General features: G+C 46.4%; 20 protein-coding genes and 1 other RNA gene. 12 read left to right on the forward strand and 9 right to left on the reverse strand.

Going from position 1 to position 19776, the window contains the following annotated elements; genetic code table 11:
* Positions 1–29 precede the first annotated feature (29 nt).
* Together gltC and CHI14_RS08530 are read right to left on the reverse strand one after the other, a co-directional pair.
* Entirely contained in the window at positions 30–941 is a 912-nt protein-coding gene (gene gltC / locus CHI14_RS08525; protein ID WP_095288011.1) for a glutamate biosynthesis transcriptional regulator GltC, read from the reverse strand.
* Between the two features lie 79 nt (positions 942–1020).
* Positions 1021–1650, reverse strand: a complete 630-nt coding sequence (locus tag CHI14_RS08530; protein ID WP_095288012.1) for a rhomboid family intramembrane serine protease — start codon at positions 1648–1650, stop codon at positions 1021–1023.
* Between the two features lie 146 nt (positions 1651–1796).
* Here CHI14_RS08530 and tpx point away from each other — a divergent pair, with 146 nt between their 5' ends.
* The gene (tpx, locus tag CHI14_RS08535) at positions 1797–2315 is read left to right on the forward strand and encodes a thiol peroxidase (RefSeq protein WP_095288013.1); all 519 of its coding nucleotides are present in this window, start codon (positions 1797–1799) and stop codon (positions 2313–2315) included.
* Positions 2316–2390: 75 nt separating this feature from the next.
* Here tpx and CHI14_RS08540 read toward each other — a convergent pair whose 3' ends face one another.
* The 4 genes from CHI14_RS08540 to cshA all read right to left on the reverse strand — a co-directional run bounded on the left by CHI14_RS08540 (position 2391) and on the right by cshA (position 5802).
* On the reverse strand, positions 2391–2783 hold the full coding sequence (locus CHI14_RS08540; protein WP_095288014.1) for a DUF1499 domain-containing protein: 393 nt from the start codon (positions 2781–2783) through the stop codon (positions 2391–2393).
* Positions 2784–2968: 185 nt separating this feature from the next.
* A non-coding RNA gene (gene ssrS / locus CHI14_RS08545) (6S RNA) lies at positions 2969–3161 on the reverse strand.
* Positions 3162–3212: 51 nt separating this feature from the next.
* The gene (locus CHI14_RS08550; protein ID WP_095288015.1) at positions 3213–4022 is read right to left on the reverse strand and encodes a YesL family protein; all 810 of its coding nucleotides are present in this window, start codon (positions 4020–4022) and stop codon (positions 3213–3215) included.
* A gap of 205 nt (positions 4023–4227) precedes the next feature.
* Positions 4228–5802, reverse strand: coding sequence for a degradosome RNA helicase CshA (gene cshA / locus CHI14_RS08555; protein WP_095288016.1), 1575 nt, complete (start codon positions 5800–5802; stop codon positions 4228–4230).
* 302 nt (positions 5803–6104) lie between these two features.
* Between cshA and CHI14_RS08560 the strand changes: the two genes are divergently transcribed.
* The 4 genes from CHI14_RS08560 to CHI14_RS08575 all read left to right on the forward strand — a co-directional run bounded on the left by CHI14_RS08560 (position 6105) and on the right by CHI14_RS08575 (position 10179).
* Entirely contained in the window at positions 6105–6926 is an 822-nt protein-coding gene (locus CHI14_RS08560) for a YitT family protein (protein ID WP_095288017.1), read from the forward strand.
* A gap of 175 nt (positions 6927–7101) precedes the next feature.
* Positions 7102–7290: a hypothetical protein gene (locus tag CHI14_RS08565; protein WP_170948057.1), complete on the forward strand. Its 189-nt coding sequence runs from the start codon at positions 7102–7104 to the stop codon at positions 7288–7290.
* A gap of 162 nt (positions 7291–7452) precedes the next feature.
* Entirely contained in the window at positions 7453–8634 is a 1182-nt protein-coding gene (locus CHI14_RS08570; RefSeq protein WP_095288019.1) for a putative glycoside hydrolase, read from the forward strand.
* 153 nt (positions 8635–8787) lie between these two features.
* Entirely contained in the window at positions 8788–10179 is a 1392-nt protein-coding gene (locus CHI14_RS08575; protein ID WP_481856395.1) for an MATE family efflux transporter, read from the forward strand.
* Between the two features lie 93 nt (positions 10180–10272).
* Here the strand turns inward: CHI14_RS08575 and pfkA are convergent, their stop codons facing one another.
* Complete coding sequence (gene pfkA, locus CHI14_RS08580; protein WP_095288020.1) at positions 10273–11244, reverse strand: 6-phosphofructokinase; 972 nt, start codon at positions 11242–11244, stop codon at positions 10273–10275.
* A 54-nt stretch (positions 11245–11298) separates the two neighbouring features.
* Positions 11299–12324 (reverse strand): tetraprenyl-beta-curcumene synthase family protein, encoded by a 1026-nt coding sequence (locus CHI14_RS08585; RefSeq protein ID WP_095288097.1) that lies wholly within the window; start codon positions 12322–12324, stop codon positions 11299–11301.
* Positions 12325–12557: 233 nt separating this feature from the next.
* Between CHI14_RS08585 and CHI14_RS08590 the strand changes: the two genes are divergently transcribed.
* A complete protein-coding gene (locus CHI14_RS08590; RefSeq protein ID WP_095288021.1) occupies positions 12558–13898 on the forward strand; it encodes a polysaccharide biosynthesis protein in 1341 nt (446 codons plus the stop codon).
* Positions 13899–13933: 35 nt separating this feature from the next.
* Complete coding sequence (locus tag CHI14_RS08595; protein WP_095288022.1) at positions 13934–15112, forward strand: MFS transporter; 1179 nt, start codon at positions 13934–13936, stop codon at positions 15110–15112.
* Between the two features lie 127 nt (positions 15113–15239).
* On the opposite strand, the gene CHI14_RS08600 is transcribed toward CHI14_RS08595, so the two are convergent.
* Positions 15240–15437: a cold shock domain-containing protein gene (locus CHI14_RS08600; RefSeq protein ID WP_095288023.1), complete on the reverse strand. Its 198-nt coding sequence runs from the start codon at positions 15435–15437 to the stop codon at positions 15240–15242.
* A 163-nt stretch (positions 15438–15600) separates the two neighbouring features.
* Between CHI14_RS08600 and CHI14_RS08605 the strand changes: the two genes are divergently transcribed.
* From CHI14_RS08605 to CHI14_RS08625, 5 genes are all read left to right on the forward strand, one after another.
* A complete protein-coding gene (locus CHI14_RS08605; RefSeq protein ID WP_095288024.1) occupies positions 15601–15834 on the forward strand; it encodes a hypothetical protein in 234 nt (77 codons plus the stop codon).
* Between the two features lie 3 nt (positions 15835–15837).
* The gene (locus CHI14_RS08610; protein ID WP_095288025.1) at positions 15838–16023 is read left to right on the forward strand and encodes a hypothetical protein; all 186 of its coding nucleotides are present in this window, start codon (positions 15838–15840) and stop codon (positions 16021–16023) included.
* Between the two features lie 197 nt (positions 16024–16220).
* Positions 16221–18011, forward strand: coding sequence for an oligoendopeptidase F (gene pepF, locus CHI14_RS08615; protein ID WP_095288026.1), 1791 nt, complete (start codon positions 16221–16223; stop codon positions 18009–18011).
* A gap of 137 nt (positions 18012–18148) precedes the next feature.
* Complete coding sequence (locus CHI14_RS08620; RefSeq protein WP_095288027.1) at positions 18149–18532, forward strand: LapA family protein; 384 nt, start codon at positions 18149–18151, stop codon at positions 18530–18532.
* A 101-nt stretch (positions 18533–18633) separates the two neighbouring features.
* Positions 18634–19674 carry a M42 family metallopeptidase gene (locus tag CHI14_RS08625; protein WP_095288028.1) on the forward strand — a complete coding sequence of 347 codons (1041 nt, stop codon included), beginning with the start codon at positions 18634–18636 and terminating at the stop codon, positions 19672–19674.
* The last annotated feature ends 102 nt before the right edge of the window (positions 19675–19776 follow it).

Raw genomic sequence — 19776 nt, forward strand, 5'->3', positions numbered from 1 at the left:
CATAATAGAAAAAAACAATACCCCACCGTTTACTCGGATGGGGTATTGTTTTGCTGTAAACCGAAATAGTTAAGTAAAAACGAACGAAATGACTGTGCTACAAGGGGCAATTTGTCATCCGCACGATGGATTAAACCAATGGTCCGCGTTACTTTTGGATGAGAAATGGCCACATGTGCCGGTTGTAGTGGATTCGTCTGGAAAAGTGCCATTTCTGGCAACAGACTCACTCCCATGCCCGCCGCTACCAACCCGCGGATGGTATCCGTCTCTTCACCTTCAAAAGCAATTTTCGGCGTAAACCCTGCTTCCAGGCAGGCATGCCAGACGATCGGACGCAATGAGTACCCTTTGCTGAACAGTACAAATTTATCATCTTTGAGCTGTTCAAGTGCGATTTCCTCTTCTCCTGCAAGCGGGTGATTCGGAGGAAGAATGGCATGTAATTCTTCGGTTAGTACGATATCACCTGCGACCTGATCATGCTTTTCCGGGAAAGGTGATATGAAAGCCAGATCCACCTCAGCAGACAGCACGTCACGGATGAGCGTCGGGAACATACCCTGCTTAAATCTGAATTTGACATTGGGATAACGCTGACGAAATGCGGCCACGACCGAAGGAATCAGATGAATACCCAGACTATGAGGAAAACCAATACGAATTTCACCATGTTCCGGATCCAAAAACTCATGAACTTCCCCGACTGCTTTGTCCAGATCCTTTAAAATCCCTTCAACACGTTTGCAGAAGAGCTGACCTACTGCGGTCAACTGCAGATTCCGCCCCTTTTGCATAAAGAGGTCAACCCCCAGCTCTTCCTCCAGCTGATGAATCTGGCGACTCACTGCTGACTGTGCAACATGCAGCTCTTCAGCTGCCTGGGTCACATGCTCCTTCTGTGCCACTTTCAAAAAGTAATGCAACTGTCTTAATTCCACTCGCCTGATCTCTCCATTCTGCTATACCCTTCTTAGACCTGCCTGCATTCCGTCTTCAGATCATTACACCCATACGTGTTTATTGCTTTCTGAATTTCCTCGTCCGCCACAATCGGATAAGAAGTCCGTAAATAAAGAATCCACCCAACAATCCACCCAAATGAGCCATCCAGTTGATGCCTGACATGGCAAATGAGAAAATAATACCGAATGCAAGCAGTGTATACAACGTTTTGCGTGATGCTTCATCCATCATTGTCCGCTGGAACAGAGCAACATACAGAAACGCACCATAGATCCCGTAAATGGCTCCTGATGCACCTACAGAGATTGTTGTTTCTCCTGCAGAGTTATACCAGGCAAGCGCCAAGACATTACCCAGAACCCCACTGCCCAGATATAATAAGCCATATCTTACCGACCCGAGCAAGCGCTCCATCGGAGGCGCAAATACAACCAGTGCAAAGCTGTTAAACAGCAGATGACTGAAACCTGCATGAAGAAAAATGGACGAAAAATATCTCCACCATTCTCCCGAAAAAAACTCATGGTTAGTCAAAGCACCAAATCTCAGCAATGTCATCGTATTCGTCGATCCACCATTGGCAGCAAGTAATATAAACATCACGACATTGGCAACCAACAAAATTGACGTCAGCGGGAAAAACTTCAAATAACTTCTCCAATTTTCATACCGAATAAATATCATACGTTTTCCCTTTCACTCCACCCTGTTCAGATCTTCCTTCACTTGGTATTCATTATCATAATCGCACGCCCGAATTGGACAATGCCTTTCATAAAAGATTATAATGGATTTTGGCACGGATCACCAATTTAAGGAGGAACATTATTATGGCACAAGAACGTACAGGCGCAGCCACATTCAAAGGCAACCCTATTACATTGATCGGACCCGAATTGAAAGTGGGCGATCAAGCTCCCGATTTTACATTGAGCAAAAACCTGCTTGAAGATGCATCCCTGAAAGACTTCGCAGGCAAAATCAAACTAATCAGCGTCGTTCCTTCACTGGATACTGGAGTGTGCGATGCCCAAACTCGCCGCTTCAATGTTGAAGCCGGAGACCTTGGCGACAATGTTGTCGTTTTGACAGTAAGCGTTGACCTTCCATTCGCACAGGAACGCTGGTGCGGAGCAGCCGGTGTAGACCGCGTTGTAACATTGTCTGACTACAAAACACGCTCTTTCGGCGAAAACTACGGTGTTCTGATCAAGGAATTCCAATTGGACATGCGTTCCATCTTCGTAGTGGATACCGAAGACCGGATTACATATGTGGAATATCTGCCTGAGATGACAGAATCCCCTAACTTCGAGCAAGCCATTGCTGCAGTAAAAGCTTTGCTGTAAAAGGAATCCACGTTCAGAACAAAAGCGAGGAAGGTTCACCTTCTCTCGCTTTTTGTGTTTTACCATCCATCTATTTCAATCGTTTGCCTTATATTTGGCGAGCTTCTTATCGAGCACAGAAAACAGATTCATGATCGTTCGATAATTGGAACCCAGATCTCCAAGCGAACCTCGTGAAGCTGAATACATATCTACTGCACTTCGAACCGGACTTACCGAAATAACAGAAACCGTAATATCCATGGTCCGCCCAAACGTTGTGCGTTTCTCCAGAATAATCTCTCCGACCGAAGGAACCTCGTGAAGCACCTTATAACCCGGAATCTTTTTCAATGTTGAAGAAACTTCTTCCCAGGCTCTTTCTTTGGATAAATTATAATACCGTGTTTTTAATTTGGGATCCTTGGCTCGATCGCTGGTTCCCTCCATACTGCGGATGATACCGACGAGCGTTCTCTTTAAGGTCAAGACCCTTCCTCCTTTGAATGTAACCGTTCCATTTATGTATTCTAGTGTAACATTGTTCAGGTAGTAACAAAAGGGCGTACCGCGTTTTTAACGCAAATACACTAGTCAAAATATAAAAGTTCAAACAAAAAACACCCTGAGCTTCCTGGATTAGAGGAAAGAGTCAGGGTGCTGTACTTGTAAAATAGGAACCCGCCATGCCGTCCGGCTACATTGTCTTATGAACCTGCTTAGCAGGTGGGTGACCGCAATAATGTATTATTTGAAGTCCCCATGTCGTATAGACAGGGCGTTTCAGCAACATTCTGTGTAGATCTCCCGAAGACATCATCATTGGTTCAAAACAACGAATAACCGAAACGTACATCGCAGGATGTACAGTTATTATATCCCTAACCGCGTAAAAAGTAAATGGTGACGCCTCATGTTTTATTTTTGCAGATTTTCGTTTTTCACGTCAGAGGCTTCAAGATCACCGATTTTATCTACTCCATCATCATTTTGCGCTGCTTCTTCCTCTTCCTTCTTCTGCTGCATTTTCTCCATCTGCTCCTGCATTTTCATGAAGGTTGCGTAGAAGTTAAAGAATGCAAACCAGGCAATGATACTGATAATAAAGAAGACAAACAATACCGGATACCGGAATCCAATGTAAAACAATAGTCCGCTTCCGAGCAATGTGGAGAACACACGAAACGGTCTGATCAGAGTCAAGAGTACTGCATTTTTAATAATGAGTCCGATTGACATATGATAGTGTACAACCATCGAAAAAAAGTTAAACAAGGAAACAAACAAAAGTAATAGCAGCACAAGCATGATAATTCCTACAAGCTGCATATTGCGGAACTGTGTCATGTATACCGTGTAATCCAGATACATGATGGCAAACAGCACCGTATAAAATATGCCCCCGATTAAGCTTTGTTTGTAGTTCTCTTTGTAACCTACAAAGAATGTACGGAAGATCGGCACATCCGTGTCACCCATATTCCATTTACGAACGACCGTAAACAAGGCCGATGTTGCCGGAAATAGTGTAAGCGGTGCCACAATAGCTATAGCCCAGTTCATTTGCAATGATTCATTTGCGAGGTTCTGCTGCATAACGAGCAGTTTCATAATCAAGAAAAACAAGAACGGAGACGAACAAATAGCCCACAACAGATTGGTTGCGGCCAGTCTCGTAATCCACTCTGTAAGCCGATAGATCCCACCCATAGCTCCTTTAAATTCCAAACATTTCTCCTCCTCCGCAGCCTTGCGTATAACCTGAAGTCTAATATTAATATACCTTATTATTGATAGGAAAAGCCAGTACTTCCCGAAAACAGATCAGCAACCCTGCTTGTTAAGGGTTCTAAAGCGTAACGGATTCAGGCAAGTTGAGACATAAAAAAAATGGAGCAGTTGCCTGCCCCATTTCTTAAATCAATCTTGCATATTATTCAAAAGAGGAATCTTTCGCAGGACGACGTCCTTCGTTGTTGCTTGGACGTGGTTTGCGGTCACGGTTGTAACCACCTTCTCTGCTTCCACCGCCACTGCTGTTGCGATCGCGATTGTATCCGCCGCGTCCGCCACCACTGCTGTTGCGGTCACGGTTGTAGCCACCGCCACCACCGCTACGGTTGCTGCTGTAACCTGATGGCTTACGTCCGCCAGAGCGAACATCCGGTTTACGACGTTTCGCACGGATCGGATCTTCAGGAGTCAGATCAACTTGAGCATCTTTTTTGTCGCCTGTCAGGAGCTTCAGGGAAGCTGACAACAGTTGAACAGAATCGTATTGCTCAAGCAATTGGATAGCGATACCTTTGTATTCGTTCAGTTCGCCATTTTGTACGATTTCGAGCAAACGTTCAGCTGTCAAACGTTGTTTTCCTTCTACTGCTTCAGCCAATGTTGGCAGAGGCTTACGAGGGATACGGTGACGAGTTACACGCTCAATAAAGTGCAGGTGATCAATCTCACGCGGTGTAACAAAGGACCAAGCAGCACCCTCTTTACCAGCACGTCCAGTACGACCGATACGGTGAACGTAGCTTTCCGGATCTTGCGGAAGGTCAAAGTTCACAACGTGTGTTACGCCGGATACGTCGAGACCACGTGCAGCAACGTCTGTTGCAACGAGCACATCAATGCTTCCATCACGGAATTTACGCATTACCGTATCACGTTGGTTCTGGGACAGGTCACCATGGAGACCGTCAGCAGAATATCCACGTTTTTGCAGAGCTTCAGCCAATTCGTCAACACGACGTTTTGTACGACCGAATACGATTGCGAGTTCTGGAGATTCCATATCAAGCAAACGGCTAAGCGCTTCGAATTTTTGACGCTCTGGCACTTCAATGTACGCTTGGTCAATCAAAGGTGCGCTAACTTGTTTCGGGATAACGGACACGTGCTCTGGGTTGTTCAAGAATTGCTGAGCCAATTTTTGAATGTTAGGAGGCATTGTTGCTGAGAAGAGCATCGTTTGACGGTCAGCAGGGACTTGTTTCAGGATGGATTGGATATCCTCCATGAAGCCCATGTCGAGCATTTCATCTGCTTCATCCAATACAACAGTTTGTACATCTTCAAGTTTAATCGTTTTGCGGTTGATGTGATCCAGGAGACGTCCAGGTGTACCGATGATAATCTGTGGTTTTCTTTTCAGTGCACGGATTTGACGAACAATATCTTGTCCTCCGTAAATTGGCAGGGAGCGCAAACCTTTGAAGCGGGTGAGTTTTTCGATCTCTTCGGCAACTTGGATCGCAAGTTCACGTGTAGGTGCCATGATGAGGGCGCGGATTTTTTCGTCACTTTTGGAGATTTTGCTGATCAGCGGAATACCGAATGCAGCTGTTTTACCGGTACCTGTTTGAGCTTGGCCGATCAAATCTCTGCCTTCAAGCGCAATAGGGATCGATTTGGATTGAATCGGCGTCGCCTCTTCAAACCCGAGTTCGGTGATGGCTTGCAGCACCAGTGGTTCAAGATTGAAATCTACGAAATTTAAATTTGTCAAAATTATTCATACTCCTTCTATAGGGTGGACATGGTGGACAATCCACTTTGTTGTCTGTATTCTTAAGTAGCGTTAATATTTATAGGGTATCCCATATGGGCAAATTATTTTCATCATCAACATAATTCGTGAATGGGTCCCCAACATAAGACTAAAACTACATACATGTGTTTGAAACATTTCAAATTTTATCGTTCCATTTGGAAAAAGTTCCCTACTCAAGAATATCCACAAATCATTATATCACAAAACAATTCAAGATTACCAGCAATCTGGTTTTAAATATAAATGAGGTGATTAAATTGCCCAAAATAATATGGCACTCTTTAGTGATCATATTGGGTGCTGCAGCTATTGCCTGTGGCTTCAACTGGTTTTTGGTCCCCCATCAGCTGCTAAGCGGCGGGGTATCCGGTATTTCCATGCTTCTTGGTTATTTTACAAGTTTGAATCTTAGTATAATGTACTTTGTTCTTAACATTCCTCTGTTAGTCGCAGGTTGGTTTATTCTTGGACGACGATTTATTATATTAAGCATCGTGTCGGTAGCAGCCACATCCTGGTTTATCGGATTGCTGCCTGTTTTTGTCGTGGCGACAGATCCTCTGCTCAGCTGTGTGTTCGGCGGCGTGCTCGTAGGTCTTGGTACAGGCATCTCCTTCCGTGTAGGTGGTTCTACTGGAGGACTCGACATTGTGGGTTCCATCTTCACGCGTTACCGGGATTTCCCCATCGGTACCGTTATGGCGGGTATGAATGGAGCTATTATTATGCTCGCTGGTTATCTGAACAATGACTGGAATATTGCTCTCGCCTCCATGGTTTCGATCTATATTACCGGTAAGGTGCTTGATCTGATCCACATCAGCCATGTTAAGGTGACATTGTACATTATCACGAACGAGACGGAAGCCATGTTGAAAAAATTGCTGGTTCGTCCCCGTGGTGTCACCAAGATCAAAACTCAGGGAGCATACACCGACATTGAAAAGGACATGTTAATGACAGTGACTACTCGTTATGAGCTGGTTGAGATTAAACGCATCATCAAGGAAACCGACCCAAATGCGTTCGTCAATATCGTTGAAACAGTCGGTGTCATGGGTTCTTTCCGCCGAAGTTGAGACACATGTACGGTTAACAATTTATATAATTGTGGTATAATAATTGTGCACGGCTCCTAAATATGATGTATAGCAGGATCTGCCCTTCACTTTCACAGGCCATATGCTTTTCCGATTCGCGCCGAATGACTTACCATTTTGGAATTCGAGTTAGGAAAGGGTGATTATTGTGGATATGGAAACGGTAAAACTGTTTGAAATCGTCAACAGATGGTGCCCGGAAATGCTCCCTTTCTTGAAACCGAATGAGCTCGATTCACTTATTGTTCTCCGGGATGGGCTGGGCATTCTGGAGCAGGGAGACGCAATGGAAATCATTCAGTACAGTATTTGTGAGCATCAGAACGACATCTACATTCAATAATATTTTTTTGATTGATCACGCCGCTTCTCGGGAGGTTATCCTCGCAGGAAGCGGTTTTCATTTTTTCCGGAATGTTTCATCACTTGATTAATATGGTTAAAAGCCCAGAGGCTTTGTTATATAATTCAATCATGGAATGTACATAAAGGGAGTGGGAATAAAATGAACACGTTTTGGGCTTTACTGGCCATGGCCTTGGGAAGCTTCAGTGGAGCAACGGCAACAGCCGATCAGGGTAACCAGCAGCTTCAATCGTTAACCAATAGTTTTAACACCGCCATTATTCAATCCCAAAAGGACCAAGTCGTCATTGATGCGGATAATCCGCCTGCCAAAATTGACCCTCAGCCGGATGCTCCAGTTGTCAAAGGAATTTATGTTACGGCTTACAGTGCCGGCGGAGCCCGGATGAAGGAGCTGCTCGATCTGATTGATAACACAGAGCTTAACTCCATGGTCATTGATATCAAGGACGACCTCGGATACATAACCTACCCGACAGAAAACCAGTCGCTACAGAAAATGGGCAAATCCCAACCGTTTATCCGGGATATTGACGCCTTGATGAAACGACTTCAGAAACACGAGGTCTACCCGATTGCACGGGTCGTTGTATTCAAAGATACGATTCTTGCCAAGAAAAATCCGGAGCTTTCCTTCCGAAACAAGGATGGATCGGTATGGGCCAATGGCAAAGGTGACAGTTTCGTGAACCCGTACAGCAAGGAAGTCTGGGACTATAATATTGAAATCGCCAAGGAAGCCGCCAAGCTTGGATTCAAGGAAATTCAATTTGACTATGTGCGTTTCCCTGAAGGTTTCGAGAACCGTGCCGATATATTAAAATACACCAAAACCGACAAATCGCGGGTCGATGTTGTTGCGGAATTTGTTCAATACGCCCGCAAGGAGCTTGCGCCTCTGGGTGTCCGGGTTTCCGTTGATATTTTCGGCTATGCGGCCTCTGTACCCGCGGCAGAAGGAATCGGTCAGGACTTTGTTAAAATCTCCGAAAATGTGGACGTGATCTCACCGATGGTCTATCCAAGTCACTACTCCACAGGATGGTATGGCGTAAAGGATCCTGACAAGGACCCTTATACAACGATCAAAGGCTCCATGGAGGATACACATAAGAAACTCGACCCAACCAAGGATCTCAAACCGGTAATTCGGCCTTGGATTCAGGACTTTACGGCCAGCTGGCTCGGCAGTGGACACTACATCAAATACGGCAAAAAGCAAGTTGAAGACCAGATTCGTGCTATGAAAGACATGGATGTGGATGAGTATCTGCTCTGGAATGCGTCCAATCGTTATACCTCAGGTGTGAACTATAAGTAAAGCACTCTTCCCCTACCTATCATCTCCCCGTTCCGCTCACGCGGAGCGGGGTTTTTATTATTTTGCCACGTAAATACGGCCTTTCCCTGTTCAAATTCAGCAAAATCCACTACAATGAATAGCTGTCGATATGACAGTTTGATGATCACTCTTATGAATAGCGAGGCACTTCAAGTGAACATGACCACCACCCGTTTTTCGCAAAAAGTAAAACAATTCCTGATCATATTTCTACCGATATTCACAACACAAATTGCCCTGTCTGCCATGTCTTTCTTCGACACCAATATGTCAGGCAAGTTTTCTCCCGCGGATCTCGCTGGTGTAGCTATTGGCACAAGTCTGTGGATGCCAGTACAAACCGGCCTTAGTGGTATTCTTATCGGAATCACTCCCGTGGTATCCCACCTGCTGGGTTCCAAGCGCAATGATCAGATCGGCCACAGTGTGATCCAGGCACTCTATCTGGGTATCGCGGTGAGCCTTGCCGTTCTTGCCATCGGAGCCATGGTACTCACCCCAATTCTGAATGGGATGCCTCTGGAGCCACGGGTTGCCCGGGTAGCTCTTTATTTCTTGAGCGCACTGGCTTTTGGCATCATTCCACTGTTCGGGTATACCGTGCTGCGCAGTTTCATGGATGCACTTGGACAGACAAGAATAACCATGTTAATTACGTTAATGTCGCTTCCGGTTAACATTTTGCTGAATTATCTGCTCATCTTCGGACGTTGGGGTTTCCCCCAGCTGGGAGGTGTAGGTGCAGGCGTCGCTACCGCATGTACATACTGGATCATTTTTTTGATCAGCATCTTCTTTGTTCACCGGATTGAACCCTTCGCCCAGTATGGTGTGTTCCGCCATCTCTCCGGCATATCGCTGGGCAAATGGAAGGAATTGCTCAAAATCGGGGTACCTATTGGATTCGCTACTTTTTTTGAAACGTCCATCTTTGCAGCCGTCACATTGATGATGAGCCGATTTGATACCATCACGATTGCTGCGCATCAGGCCGCCCTTAATTTCGCCTCTACGCTGTACATGCTGCCAGTGAGCATATGTATGGCCCTCACCATTCTGGTCGGTTATGAGGCGGGTGCAGGACGTTTGAAAGATGCCAAACAGTACAGCTTGCTTGGCATCGGCGGAGCCATCGTTCTCTCGTTGCTTACTGCGGTCGTATTGCTCGTATTCGGGGAACAAATTGCAGGGATATACTCAAACGAGCAAGAGGTCATTGCGTTGACTCAGCATTTCCTGATATACGCCATCTTCTTTCAAATTTCCGATGCCATTGCAACACCGACTCAGGGTGCTCTAAGGGGATACAAAGACGTTAATCCTGCACTGATCATTACGTTTGTGGCTTATTGGATCATTGGTCTTCCAGTGGGGTACATTACAGCTACGTATACAGCGCTTGGCGCTTTTGGATACTGGATCGGCTTGATTGCCGGCCTCGCGGTCGGTGCTGCAGCACTTCTCTGGAGGCTATTCCTGGTTCAGCGAAAAGCGACCGTCCGCATGATCGAGCAATCCCGATAAACCGATCGATATAACATAAACAGATAAATCATGTTGCTTCATACAAAAAGAGCACAGCCCGTTGAGACGGCGCTGTGCTCTTTTGCTTGTTGTTTATTGAGATAAACGTTGTGCAAGCTCGTAGGTGTTCATATCGAAATCCTTTTTGGTGTTAACGACTTTATCGATGTCTGTCAGAACAAGCTCACCTTTGATAATGCCACATCCCTTGTCGGTCTCTCCCGCGATCAGGCTGCGCACTGCAAAGTCTCCCAGACGGCTGGCAAGGTTGCGGTCAAACGGAGTCGGTGTACCGCCACGTTGAATGTGACCTAGTACTGTTACACGCGGCTCATATGTCGGGCAGCGTTCCATCAGTTCTTTGGCCACATCTTCACCCCTGCCAACACCTTCGGCAACGATAATGATACTGTGGCGTTTGCCATGTGCGAAGTTGGCTTTCATCCGGTCTGCCACTTCATCCATGTCAAAAGGAACTTCCGGCACCAGAATCGTTTCTGCGCCAGAAGCCAGTCCGGCATGAAGCGCAATATCACCACAGTGGCGGCCCATAACTTCAACGATGGAAGAACGTTCGTGGGAAGACATGGTATCACGCAGTTTATTGACTGCATCTACCACAACGCTTACTGCTGTATCGAACCCGATCGTGTAATCCGTAAACGAGATATCGTTGTCGATGGTTCCCGGAAGACCCATTGTATTGATGCCGAGTTTACTCAGTTTGTTGGCACCATTGTAAGAGCCGTCCCCACCGATTACAACCAGACCATCGATGCCGCGTGCACGCAGGATGTCAGCTCCCTTCTGCTGACCTTCCGCAGTATAGAACTCTTTACAACGGGCGGATTGCAGAACCGTTCCCCCGCGCTGAATGATGTCACCTACACTACGCAGATCCATTGGGAATATATCGTTGTTCAACAGACCTTGGTACCCGCGTTGAACACCGTATACTTCAAGACCGTGGAACAGTCCGCTGCGAACCACCGCACGAACAGCCGCGTTCATTCCTTGTGAGTCACCACCGCTCGTTAAAACTGCGATTTTTTTTACTGCTGTCATGATGTTTCTTCCTCCTCTAGTTTCACTTCAGGCTTCCGCAACAATGCGCCTGACTTACATATGCTTGCGAATCCAGCGACTGAAGATAAAGAAAAAAACTCTGGTCATTGGACTCTTCTTCATCAAACGCTTGGATATGGCGCGAACTTCCTGCTGTTCGCTGACTTTGGGATCAGACAGGTAAATGGCAAGCAGTCCTTCGATAATCATCCGGTGAAAAGCACTTCCCGGAATATTCTGCACATCACTGCGGGCCATCTCCACAATAAAAGCAATGCGGTCTAGCATCGTCTCCACATTTTCGTAATAATTGCAGAAGTTGAGATCTCCACCGATACGATCTTCATCCTGATCGATTAAATAATCGAGCATAATGTGCAATGCGCATACATGCGGGAAATAGGCAGTATGGATTGAGGCCGCCTGCTCTTCAGTCAGCTGATCATCACTCGCAGCCAGAAACAGCATGAATACGCCCAGCGTAGAGCCGGTAGCGGCGGCAAATTCGTTCCAACGGAACTGAGGTGTACGGTGGCGATGCTCTGCCCACCACTCGAGCAGTGCCGTTTCTCTCAGTTCCGGTTTGATGTGCTTATATACCTGCAGGTCCGTGTATAGGCCTGCCAGATCCTGAATTTGGGGCTTGGCGGACGCATATCCAGGCAGCTGACGTGTGAGCTCCTGACATGTCGTCACCAGATTCCGCAAGTATCCACCGTCGTCCTGCTCCTCACGGAGCGCATAATAATTGACCGGCGTTGCTTCGGGATCTACCGCATCAAGCATGGATTGATGGAGAAGCCGAAAATCATTCGGGTCCATCGATGTGCTGCGGTCGCACAGATTGTCCAAATAATCACTAATGGTTTGATAAGAAACGATGAGCGGAATCAAGATGTGCCTCTTGGGCATATCGGGCAAAGCATAAACCGTTCCGCCCTCACAGTGAAACTGTTTGTCCTTGAGACTAGCAAGAGCCTGATTGCGCAATTCCTCATTCGGAATTTTCTCAGCTTTAGCTCTCCACTCAGCCAGTTCTTTCCGCGTTTCCGGAATGGTGTACTTGTACACCCTTCTCATCAATTCCAGCGGTCCCCGCGGATATTGATGTCGACTTTGATTAGATTGGCTCAAAATAAATGTGCCTCCACTTGGTTGAATACGTATTAGAGCGATTTTTAACCAATCCCATTATAATATGAACCCCTTAATTGTACAAATGATCTACCGCATAATCACGGGAAAAAATCGCTTCCGCCAACTAGCCTTTGTGATATACTAAGCATATTTCATCCATCAAAGGAGTCGTTGACATGATGTCAAGTGAGCCTCTCTCGTGGAGACGGTTATTTGCTTTTTTTGTACCGCTCGGCATATCCGCCTCTTTGGTTACCATTTCTCACGTAATTATTAATAGTACACTCGCCAGATCCGCCCACCCGGAGACGGTCATCGCCAGCTACGCCATTGCAGGCAGCCTGCTGACCCTTACGGAACGCCCCTCCACACTGCTGCGGCAGACCTGTTCTGCGCTGGTACGGGACCGCCTGTCCTTTCAGGCCCTCACTTTCGTCACCAAAATATTTCTTGCCTGCGTACTGCTGATCGGATTCCTTATCGTATACTCCCCCATTGGTACAGTGGTTTTCAAATATCTGTTCGGCGTGAGTCCCGATTTATTGTCCAAAGTAATCGATGTCTACGAAATCCTGATGTACGTCAGTATCTTCTCGGTCATTCGCAATATCTATCAAGGGATTATCATTACGAATAATCGAACCAAATGGCTGACGATAGGCATGTTATTCCGTCTTGGAGGCATGTATGGCCTATCCTTGTATTTCATCTATACAGACAGTATTAACAGCGGTCGTGTAGGCGCTATCATTTTTGCGGCAGGTATGATGATTGAAGCGCTCGTCAGTTTTCTTGAGGGAAACAGCATCAAGCGAAACATGCCAGCCAAGCTGGAGGATCATCCCGTCGAAAACAAAGGAGACGTTTTCCGCTTCTACAAGCCGCTGCTGTTATCCAGTTTTGTCGCCTTGTTCATTGGACCTGTCATTAATATCGTCCTTGGCAAAACGACGGGTATTGCGCTGGCCATCTCTTCTTTTGCCGTAGCCAGCAGTTTGATGCAGCTCATGTTAAGCTTTTTTACCTACATCCATCAAATTGTGCTTAATTTCTATGAGATTGATGCCAAACTGGTGAAAAAATTTGCACTTGTGACCGGATTTATTCCTTTTGCCATGACAGCAGCCATAGCCTATACACCTCTGGGTCCATGGGTACTGGAAAATGTAATGAGTGTTCAAGGAAACCTGCTGCAGCAAAGTTTGTGGACGCTGCGAGCCTTTGTGCTATTTCCGCTGATTTCGCCTTTTCTTGATTTCAGCAACGGGCTGATCCTACTGCGGGGACAGACCAAAACGATGTTCCGCTCTCAGTCAGCCAATGCAATCTGTACCGTGATCGTCCTGCTCATTCTGGTTAGCCTATTCCCAGCTTGGAACGGCATGATTGGTGCGGTGGCTCAGTCCCTCGGTCTGCTGGCAGAACTGATCATTGTATGGCTTGTTATCCGGCGCACGCAGAAGGAGCCTTCCATGTCTGCCCCACCGTCCCGCAAGTCATCTTCACTTAAAGGCTAAATACTGAAATGTAATGAAGAATGGAGTCTCTCAACATGAAATTAAGTCACAACGCCCGCCCGGATCAAAACTGGCTGCGGGCACTTATGTTTACAATCTTCGGTTCGACCGTGCTGGTGGTATCCTATCTCCAGCTTTACTTCAGTCATCTGGGATTCAGCCGGGCCGAGATTGGCTACTTGTACGGTATCGGTCCACTTATCTCTGTATTTTCCAACATGTTCTGGAGCATGGCCAGTGACCGCTACAAAACGGTTCGCAAAGTCATGATCATTCTGCTCGGCGGACAATTAATTACAGGCGTCATGCTCGCCAATGCGACGTCCTTTGGCCAAGTATTTTTCCTGGTGACGTTATTTTACTTTTTCTACTATCCGGTCTACCCGCTTGCCGATACAATGGCGATTACCACCGCAAGCAAATACGGTCGAAATTTCACGTCCATTCGAGTTTTCGGCTCCATTGGCTATGCTTTTTTTGCATTAAGCATTGGTTATTTTCTTGGTTCCTTTGGACCCGGGTGGACGATGTGGGTGTGCGTTACACTTGCGGCTATTACACTTCTGATCGGTTTCCGGTTGCAGGATCAAAATGAACCCTCTGGAAGCAGCAGTAAAATGGAGCTCTCCGGGCTCTGGGCAATCCTGAAGCGAAGAGATGTGCTGAGCTTTTTCGGGTGTGTCTTCCTGCTGGCATTAGGGCATCGGATGAACGAAGCTTTTCTCACCATCACGCTGAAGGATCTCGGTGCCAGTGAAGGCCTGATTGGCTGGTCGCTGCTCATCTCTTCCGTGAGCGAGATTCCTATATTCCTGCTCCTCAGCAAGTATGGCAATCGGTATAAGGAGCTTCCGTTACTCACCTTTGCTGCACTTATGTATACCCTTCGTTTATTTCTGATGTCTGTATCAGATACACCCGCGGCTGTTGTCGCCATTCAAACCATGCATAGCGTCACCTTTGGCATTTTCTACGTAACAGCGGTCCGATATATTACCCGCCTTGTACCAGATACGTATCGTGCGACAGGTATGGCCCTGTTCACCATCGTATGGTCAAGTGCTTCAGGTCTGCTCAGCGGAACCTTTGGCGGATTAATATTGGATCATGCTGGCAGACAGGTCTTCTACCTTACAGCTATGGCTTTCTCACTCGCTGCACTTCTTGGCTTCATCCTGAAGCTGTTATCCAGTATGACCAAACGTGCACAATAAGCGCACCATGCTCTCTTTTATATAAATGAACACAAAAAAGCACAGTCTCCGTAGGGGACTGTGCTTGGGTTCGTTATATTCAGCTAGAAGCCAATCATTTATAAGAAATCCGTTGAACGGAAAAATCTTACAATTTAATTACGTTAGCTGCTTGAGGACCACGGTTTCCATCAGTGATTTCGAATTCTACCGCTTGACCTTCTTCCAATGTTTTAAAGCCGTCGCCTTGGATTGCGGAGAAATGTACGAATACGTCCTCGCCGCCTTCAACTGAAATAAAGCCATAGCCTTTTTCTGCGTTAAACCATTTAACTGTACCTTTCAAATGAACAACCTCCTAAAAATATCGCCATCTATGGCGAATACCCTTATTATACTGTATGACTTTCCACTTTGCAATTTATCTTTTCAATAAATGCGGAAAAAATTTGCTTTGAAACGTAGGGTACGGTATCATTTTACCAAAACCGTAAGTTTGGAGACTATCTATGATTAAAAAACATGAAATATACAAAAGAGACAAGTGGAATATGATGACGGTAGAAGTACAGGGCAAATACCTCGTACTCCGTGAAATTTCCGAGGAATGGGGCGAAGAATGCCATACGTTTCTTAGCCGCCCTGCCTTGATGCACTGGGCTGAGCGCCGTTTTCCAAAAGCCGATTTCGAGAACCGCGAGGATGAATGGCGTCAGCTGATGGCTGCTTTCAAAGAGGTGTAATGAATGACGCTTGACTCAAGCAATGTCGTCATCTTCATTATCCTTGCCTTTTCGCTGGGAGTTGTGCTTATTCTGGGACGCAGTTCCATCCCGGATCGACTGCGACGGGGAATGGCCCTAATAGCCACACTGCTTATTTGCTTTGCTTTTTTCCTGATCGTCTATTTCCTGGCCAATATGGGAGCTTAGTGCTCTCAAATATTTCAACCGGCCCGAGGCCATACTATACCGAATTGCTCGTATAGTCAGGAGGAAGGCCGTTGAAATATCAAAAATCGCTGTTCGTCATACTAGTACTCAGTCTGATTCCTTCGTCTCTCTCCGCACAAGCGAGCGAGACGGGAGCAGATTGGTCTATACATCAACTTCATCAAAGGAGGATTCCCATGAGTCAATTATTGAAACGTTCCGAGGTGCCAACTGAACATACGTGGAAACTCGAAGATTTGTTCGCCGATCAGAAAGCCTGGGATCAGGAATACGAAGAAGTAACGTCTCTGACCAAGAAAGCCTCCGAATTTCAAGGTAAGCTGAACAAGCCGGAATCTCTTAAGGCATGTTTTGAACTCGAAGATGAGGTAAGTCTCAAAATTGAACGCCTTTTTGTGTATGCACGCATGCACCAAGATGAAGACACAGCTAATCCTACATACCAAAACCTGTCCCAAAAAGCGCAAAAGCTGAGCGTGCGTGTCGGGGAAGCTCTTTCCTTTGTCACACCAGAAATTCTCTCTCTGCCGGATGATCAGCTGGATGCTTTCATTGCAGATGAGAAACTGTCTGCATTCAAGTTCACACTGGAAGAGATGAAACGTGAGAAGGCGCATGTCTTGAGCAAAACGGAAGAAGCCCTGCTTGCACAGGTGGGCAACCTGTCCCAGGCGCCGCAAACCATCTTCAGCATGCTGAATAATGCTGATCTCAAGTTCCCTAAAATTAAGGATGAACACGGCAACGATGTGGAGCTTACCCACGGAAGTTACATTCAATTCCTGGAGAACCCTAATCGCGAAGTTCGTGAACGTGCCTTCAAAGCGGTGTATGAAACGTACGCCAAACAGAAGAACACGATCGCCGCAGCCCTGAATGCCAATGTCACCAAAAACATGTTCTATGCGAATGTCCGGAAGTACCCTTCCGTAATGGAAATGTCACTGTATGGTGACAACATTCCAACAGAGGTTTACACCAACCTGGTGGACACCATTCATGAAAGCCTCCCGCTCCTGCACCGTTATATGGATCTGCGCAAAAAATTGCTCGGTGTAGATCAATTGCATATGTATGACTTGTTCGCTCCTCTGGTTGATGAGTATAAAATGGACATCACTTATGAGGAAGCGAAACAAACCGTCAAAGATGGCCTGAAACCGCTGGGCGAGGATTATGCGAATGCATTGCAGGCTGGATATGATGACCGCTGGATTGACGTATATGAGAACGAAAACAAACGTTCAGGTGCTTACAGCTGGGGTGCATACGGCACACACCCCTACGTCCTGCTTAACCATAAAGATAATCTGAACAGCATGTTTACACTGGCACATGAAATGGGTCATGCTCTGCATTCCTATTATTCGGATACTACCCTTCCATATCGGGATGCACAGTACACCATCTTCCTGGCAGAGGTTGCTTCAACAACCAATGAGGCATTGCTGATGGATTACCTGCTTAACAAATCCACGGATCCGAAGGAAAAACTGTATCTGTTGACCTATTATGCAGATCAATTCCGTACAACTGTGTTCCGACAAACGATGTTTGCCGAATTTGAGAAAATCATCCATGAGCGTGCTGAACAGGGCGAGGCCCTTACACCGCAGCTGCTGTCTGAAATTTATTACGACCTCAACGTCCAATACCATGGAAACAGCATGGCTGTGGATAAGGATATTGAGATGGAATGGGCACGTATCCCCCATTTCTACAACAGCTTCTACGTTTACAAATACGCAACCGGCTTCTCTGCTGCAACGAGCTTCTCCAAACAGATTCTCGAAGAAGGTCAGCCTGCGGTAGACCGTTATCTTGGTTTCCTCAAGAGTGGTGGAAGTGACTACTCCATCAATATTCTAAAAAAAGCAGGCGTGGATATGTCTTCTCCACAGCCAATTCGCGAAGCCATGAGTGTCTTCAAAGAATTGATTGAACAGATGGAACAATTGACTAAATAAAGTTGTCTCTCTGTTACATGCAACCTGCATCCCTTGCCCATTTCGGGCAAGGGATTTTACAATCAAGCCAGATGCACAGCGCCTTCTTTGGGGTAATGCATTCGTATTCCTGAATTGTTCAACAAGGAGGCACCACCATGAAAATGCAATGGACCCTCATCGCAGGTCTCGTTTTTGCACTTCTTACCGGAATCTTCGCTGTTATTAATGTGGATTCCGTGCAGGTTAACCTGCTGTTTAACACGGTTCAAATCCCCCTGATTTTGCTGATTCTGGGCTGTACCCTGATTGGCGGAATCATCGTTGGATCCTATGGCATTTTCCGTCAGTATCGATTGCAGCGTGAGAACAAGCAATTGAAATTGCGTGTAACCGAATTGGAGAACACGGCTTCGAGCTATTCTTCACTGGGTTCCACCGCAACAATGGAATCATTCGAAACAACTGAACCGGACCGCATGGCTGAGACGGATTCCATCCAAAGTCAGCAGCGCAAGGGAAATTCTGCAGATTCGTTGTAAGAAGAACAAACAGCCTGCTGGCATAAGGAATGGATCTCCCATTCGACCAGACAGGCTGTATTCTTGTTTTTGGAACACTTATTATGAGGAGGCATCACTATATGAATTTTACGATCAATGAATCTTACGTCCTGGACCTTCTGAAAAAGCTGCTGGATACCCCAAGTCCAAGTGGCTACACACACCACATTATCGAGATGATCCGGGAAGAAGCCAAATCATTGAATATTTCGTTTGAATTAAATAACAAAGGCGGAGCCGTGCTCACTTTGCCTGGGCAAGACGCTTCCAAAACGATTGGACTTAGTGCACACGTGGATACGCTCGGCGCCATGGTACGTTCGATCACTTCATACGGTACGCTCAAGCTAACCTCTGTGGGTGGATTTACCATGCACAGTATTGAAAATGAGTATTGCACGATCCACACACGGGATGGCAAGACGTACACCGGTACAATTCTGTCCCTGCACCCTTCGGTTCATGTCTACCCGGATGCCCGCACCTTTGAGCGTAAGGAAAGTCATATGGAAGTTCGTATTGATGAAGTGGTTTCATCCCAGGAAGATGTTCTTAAGCTGGGTATCGGCGTTGGTGACTTTATTTCATTCGATGCACGTGCGGTTATTACGCCAAGCGGTTATATCAAGTCACGTCATCTGGATGACAAAGCTAGTGTAGCTGCCCTTTTCGGCATTTTGGAATCTGCTCATCGGGAAGGCTGGAAGCCTCTACATAACGTCTCTCTGCTTATTTCGAATTATGAAGAAGTTGGACATGGAGCCTCGTATATCCCGTCAGAGATCAGTGAATTGATCGCCGTAGATATGGGGGCAATGGGTGACGATCTCAGCTGTAAAGAAACGGATGTATCTATCTGCGCCAAAGATTCGTCAGGTCCATATGACTATGACATGACGAGTCGCCTGATTGAACTTGCCAAGCAAGCAAATCTCGATTATGTCGTCGATATTTATCCGCAATACGGCTCAGATGGCAGTGCTGCCTTGCGAGGTGGAAACAACATTCGTGCTGCACTGATTGGTCCTGGTGTACATGCTTCCCATTCGATGGAGCGCACGCACAAGGATGCCGTTTTGAATACAGCCAGACTGCTCGCTTCATACATCACAACCAAGTAATCACCCTCTGTATACTTCAGGAATATAGGAAGATGCCAGCAACAGCTCACATCGCTGTCTGGCATCTTTTTTTACCCTATCATGTTTTCCTAACTGGATATT

It is taken from the genome of Paenibacillus sp. 7516 (assembly GCF_002272715.1).
Lineage (GTDB): Bacteria > Bacillota > Bacilli > Paenibacillales > Paenibacillaceae > Paenibacillus > Paenibacillus illinoisensis_A.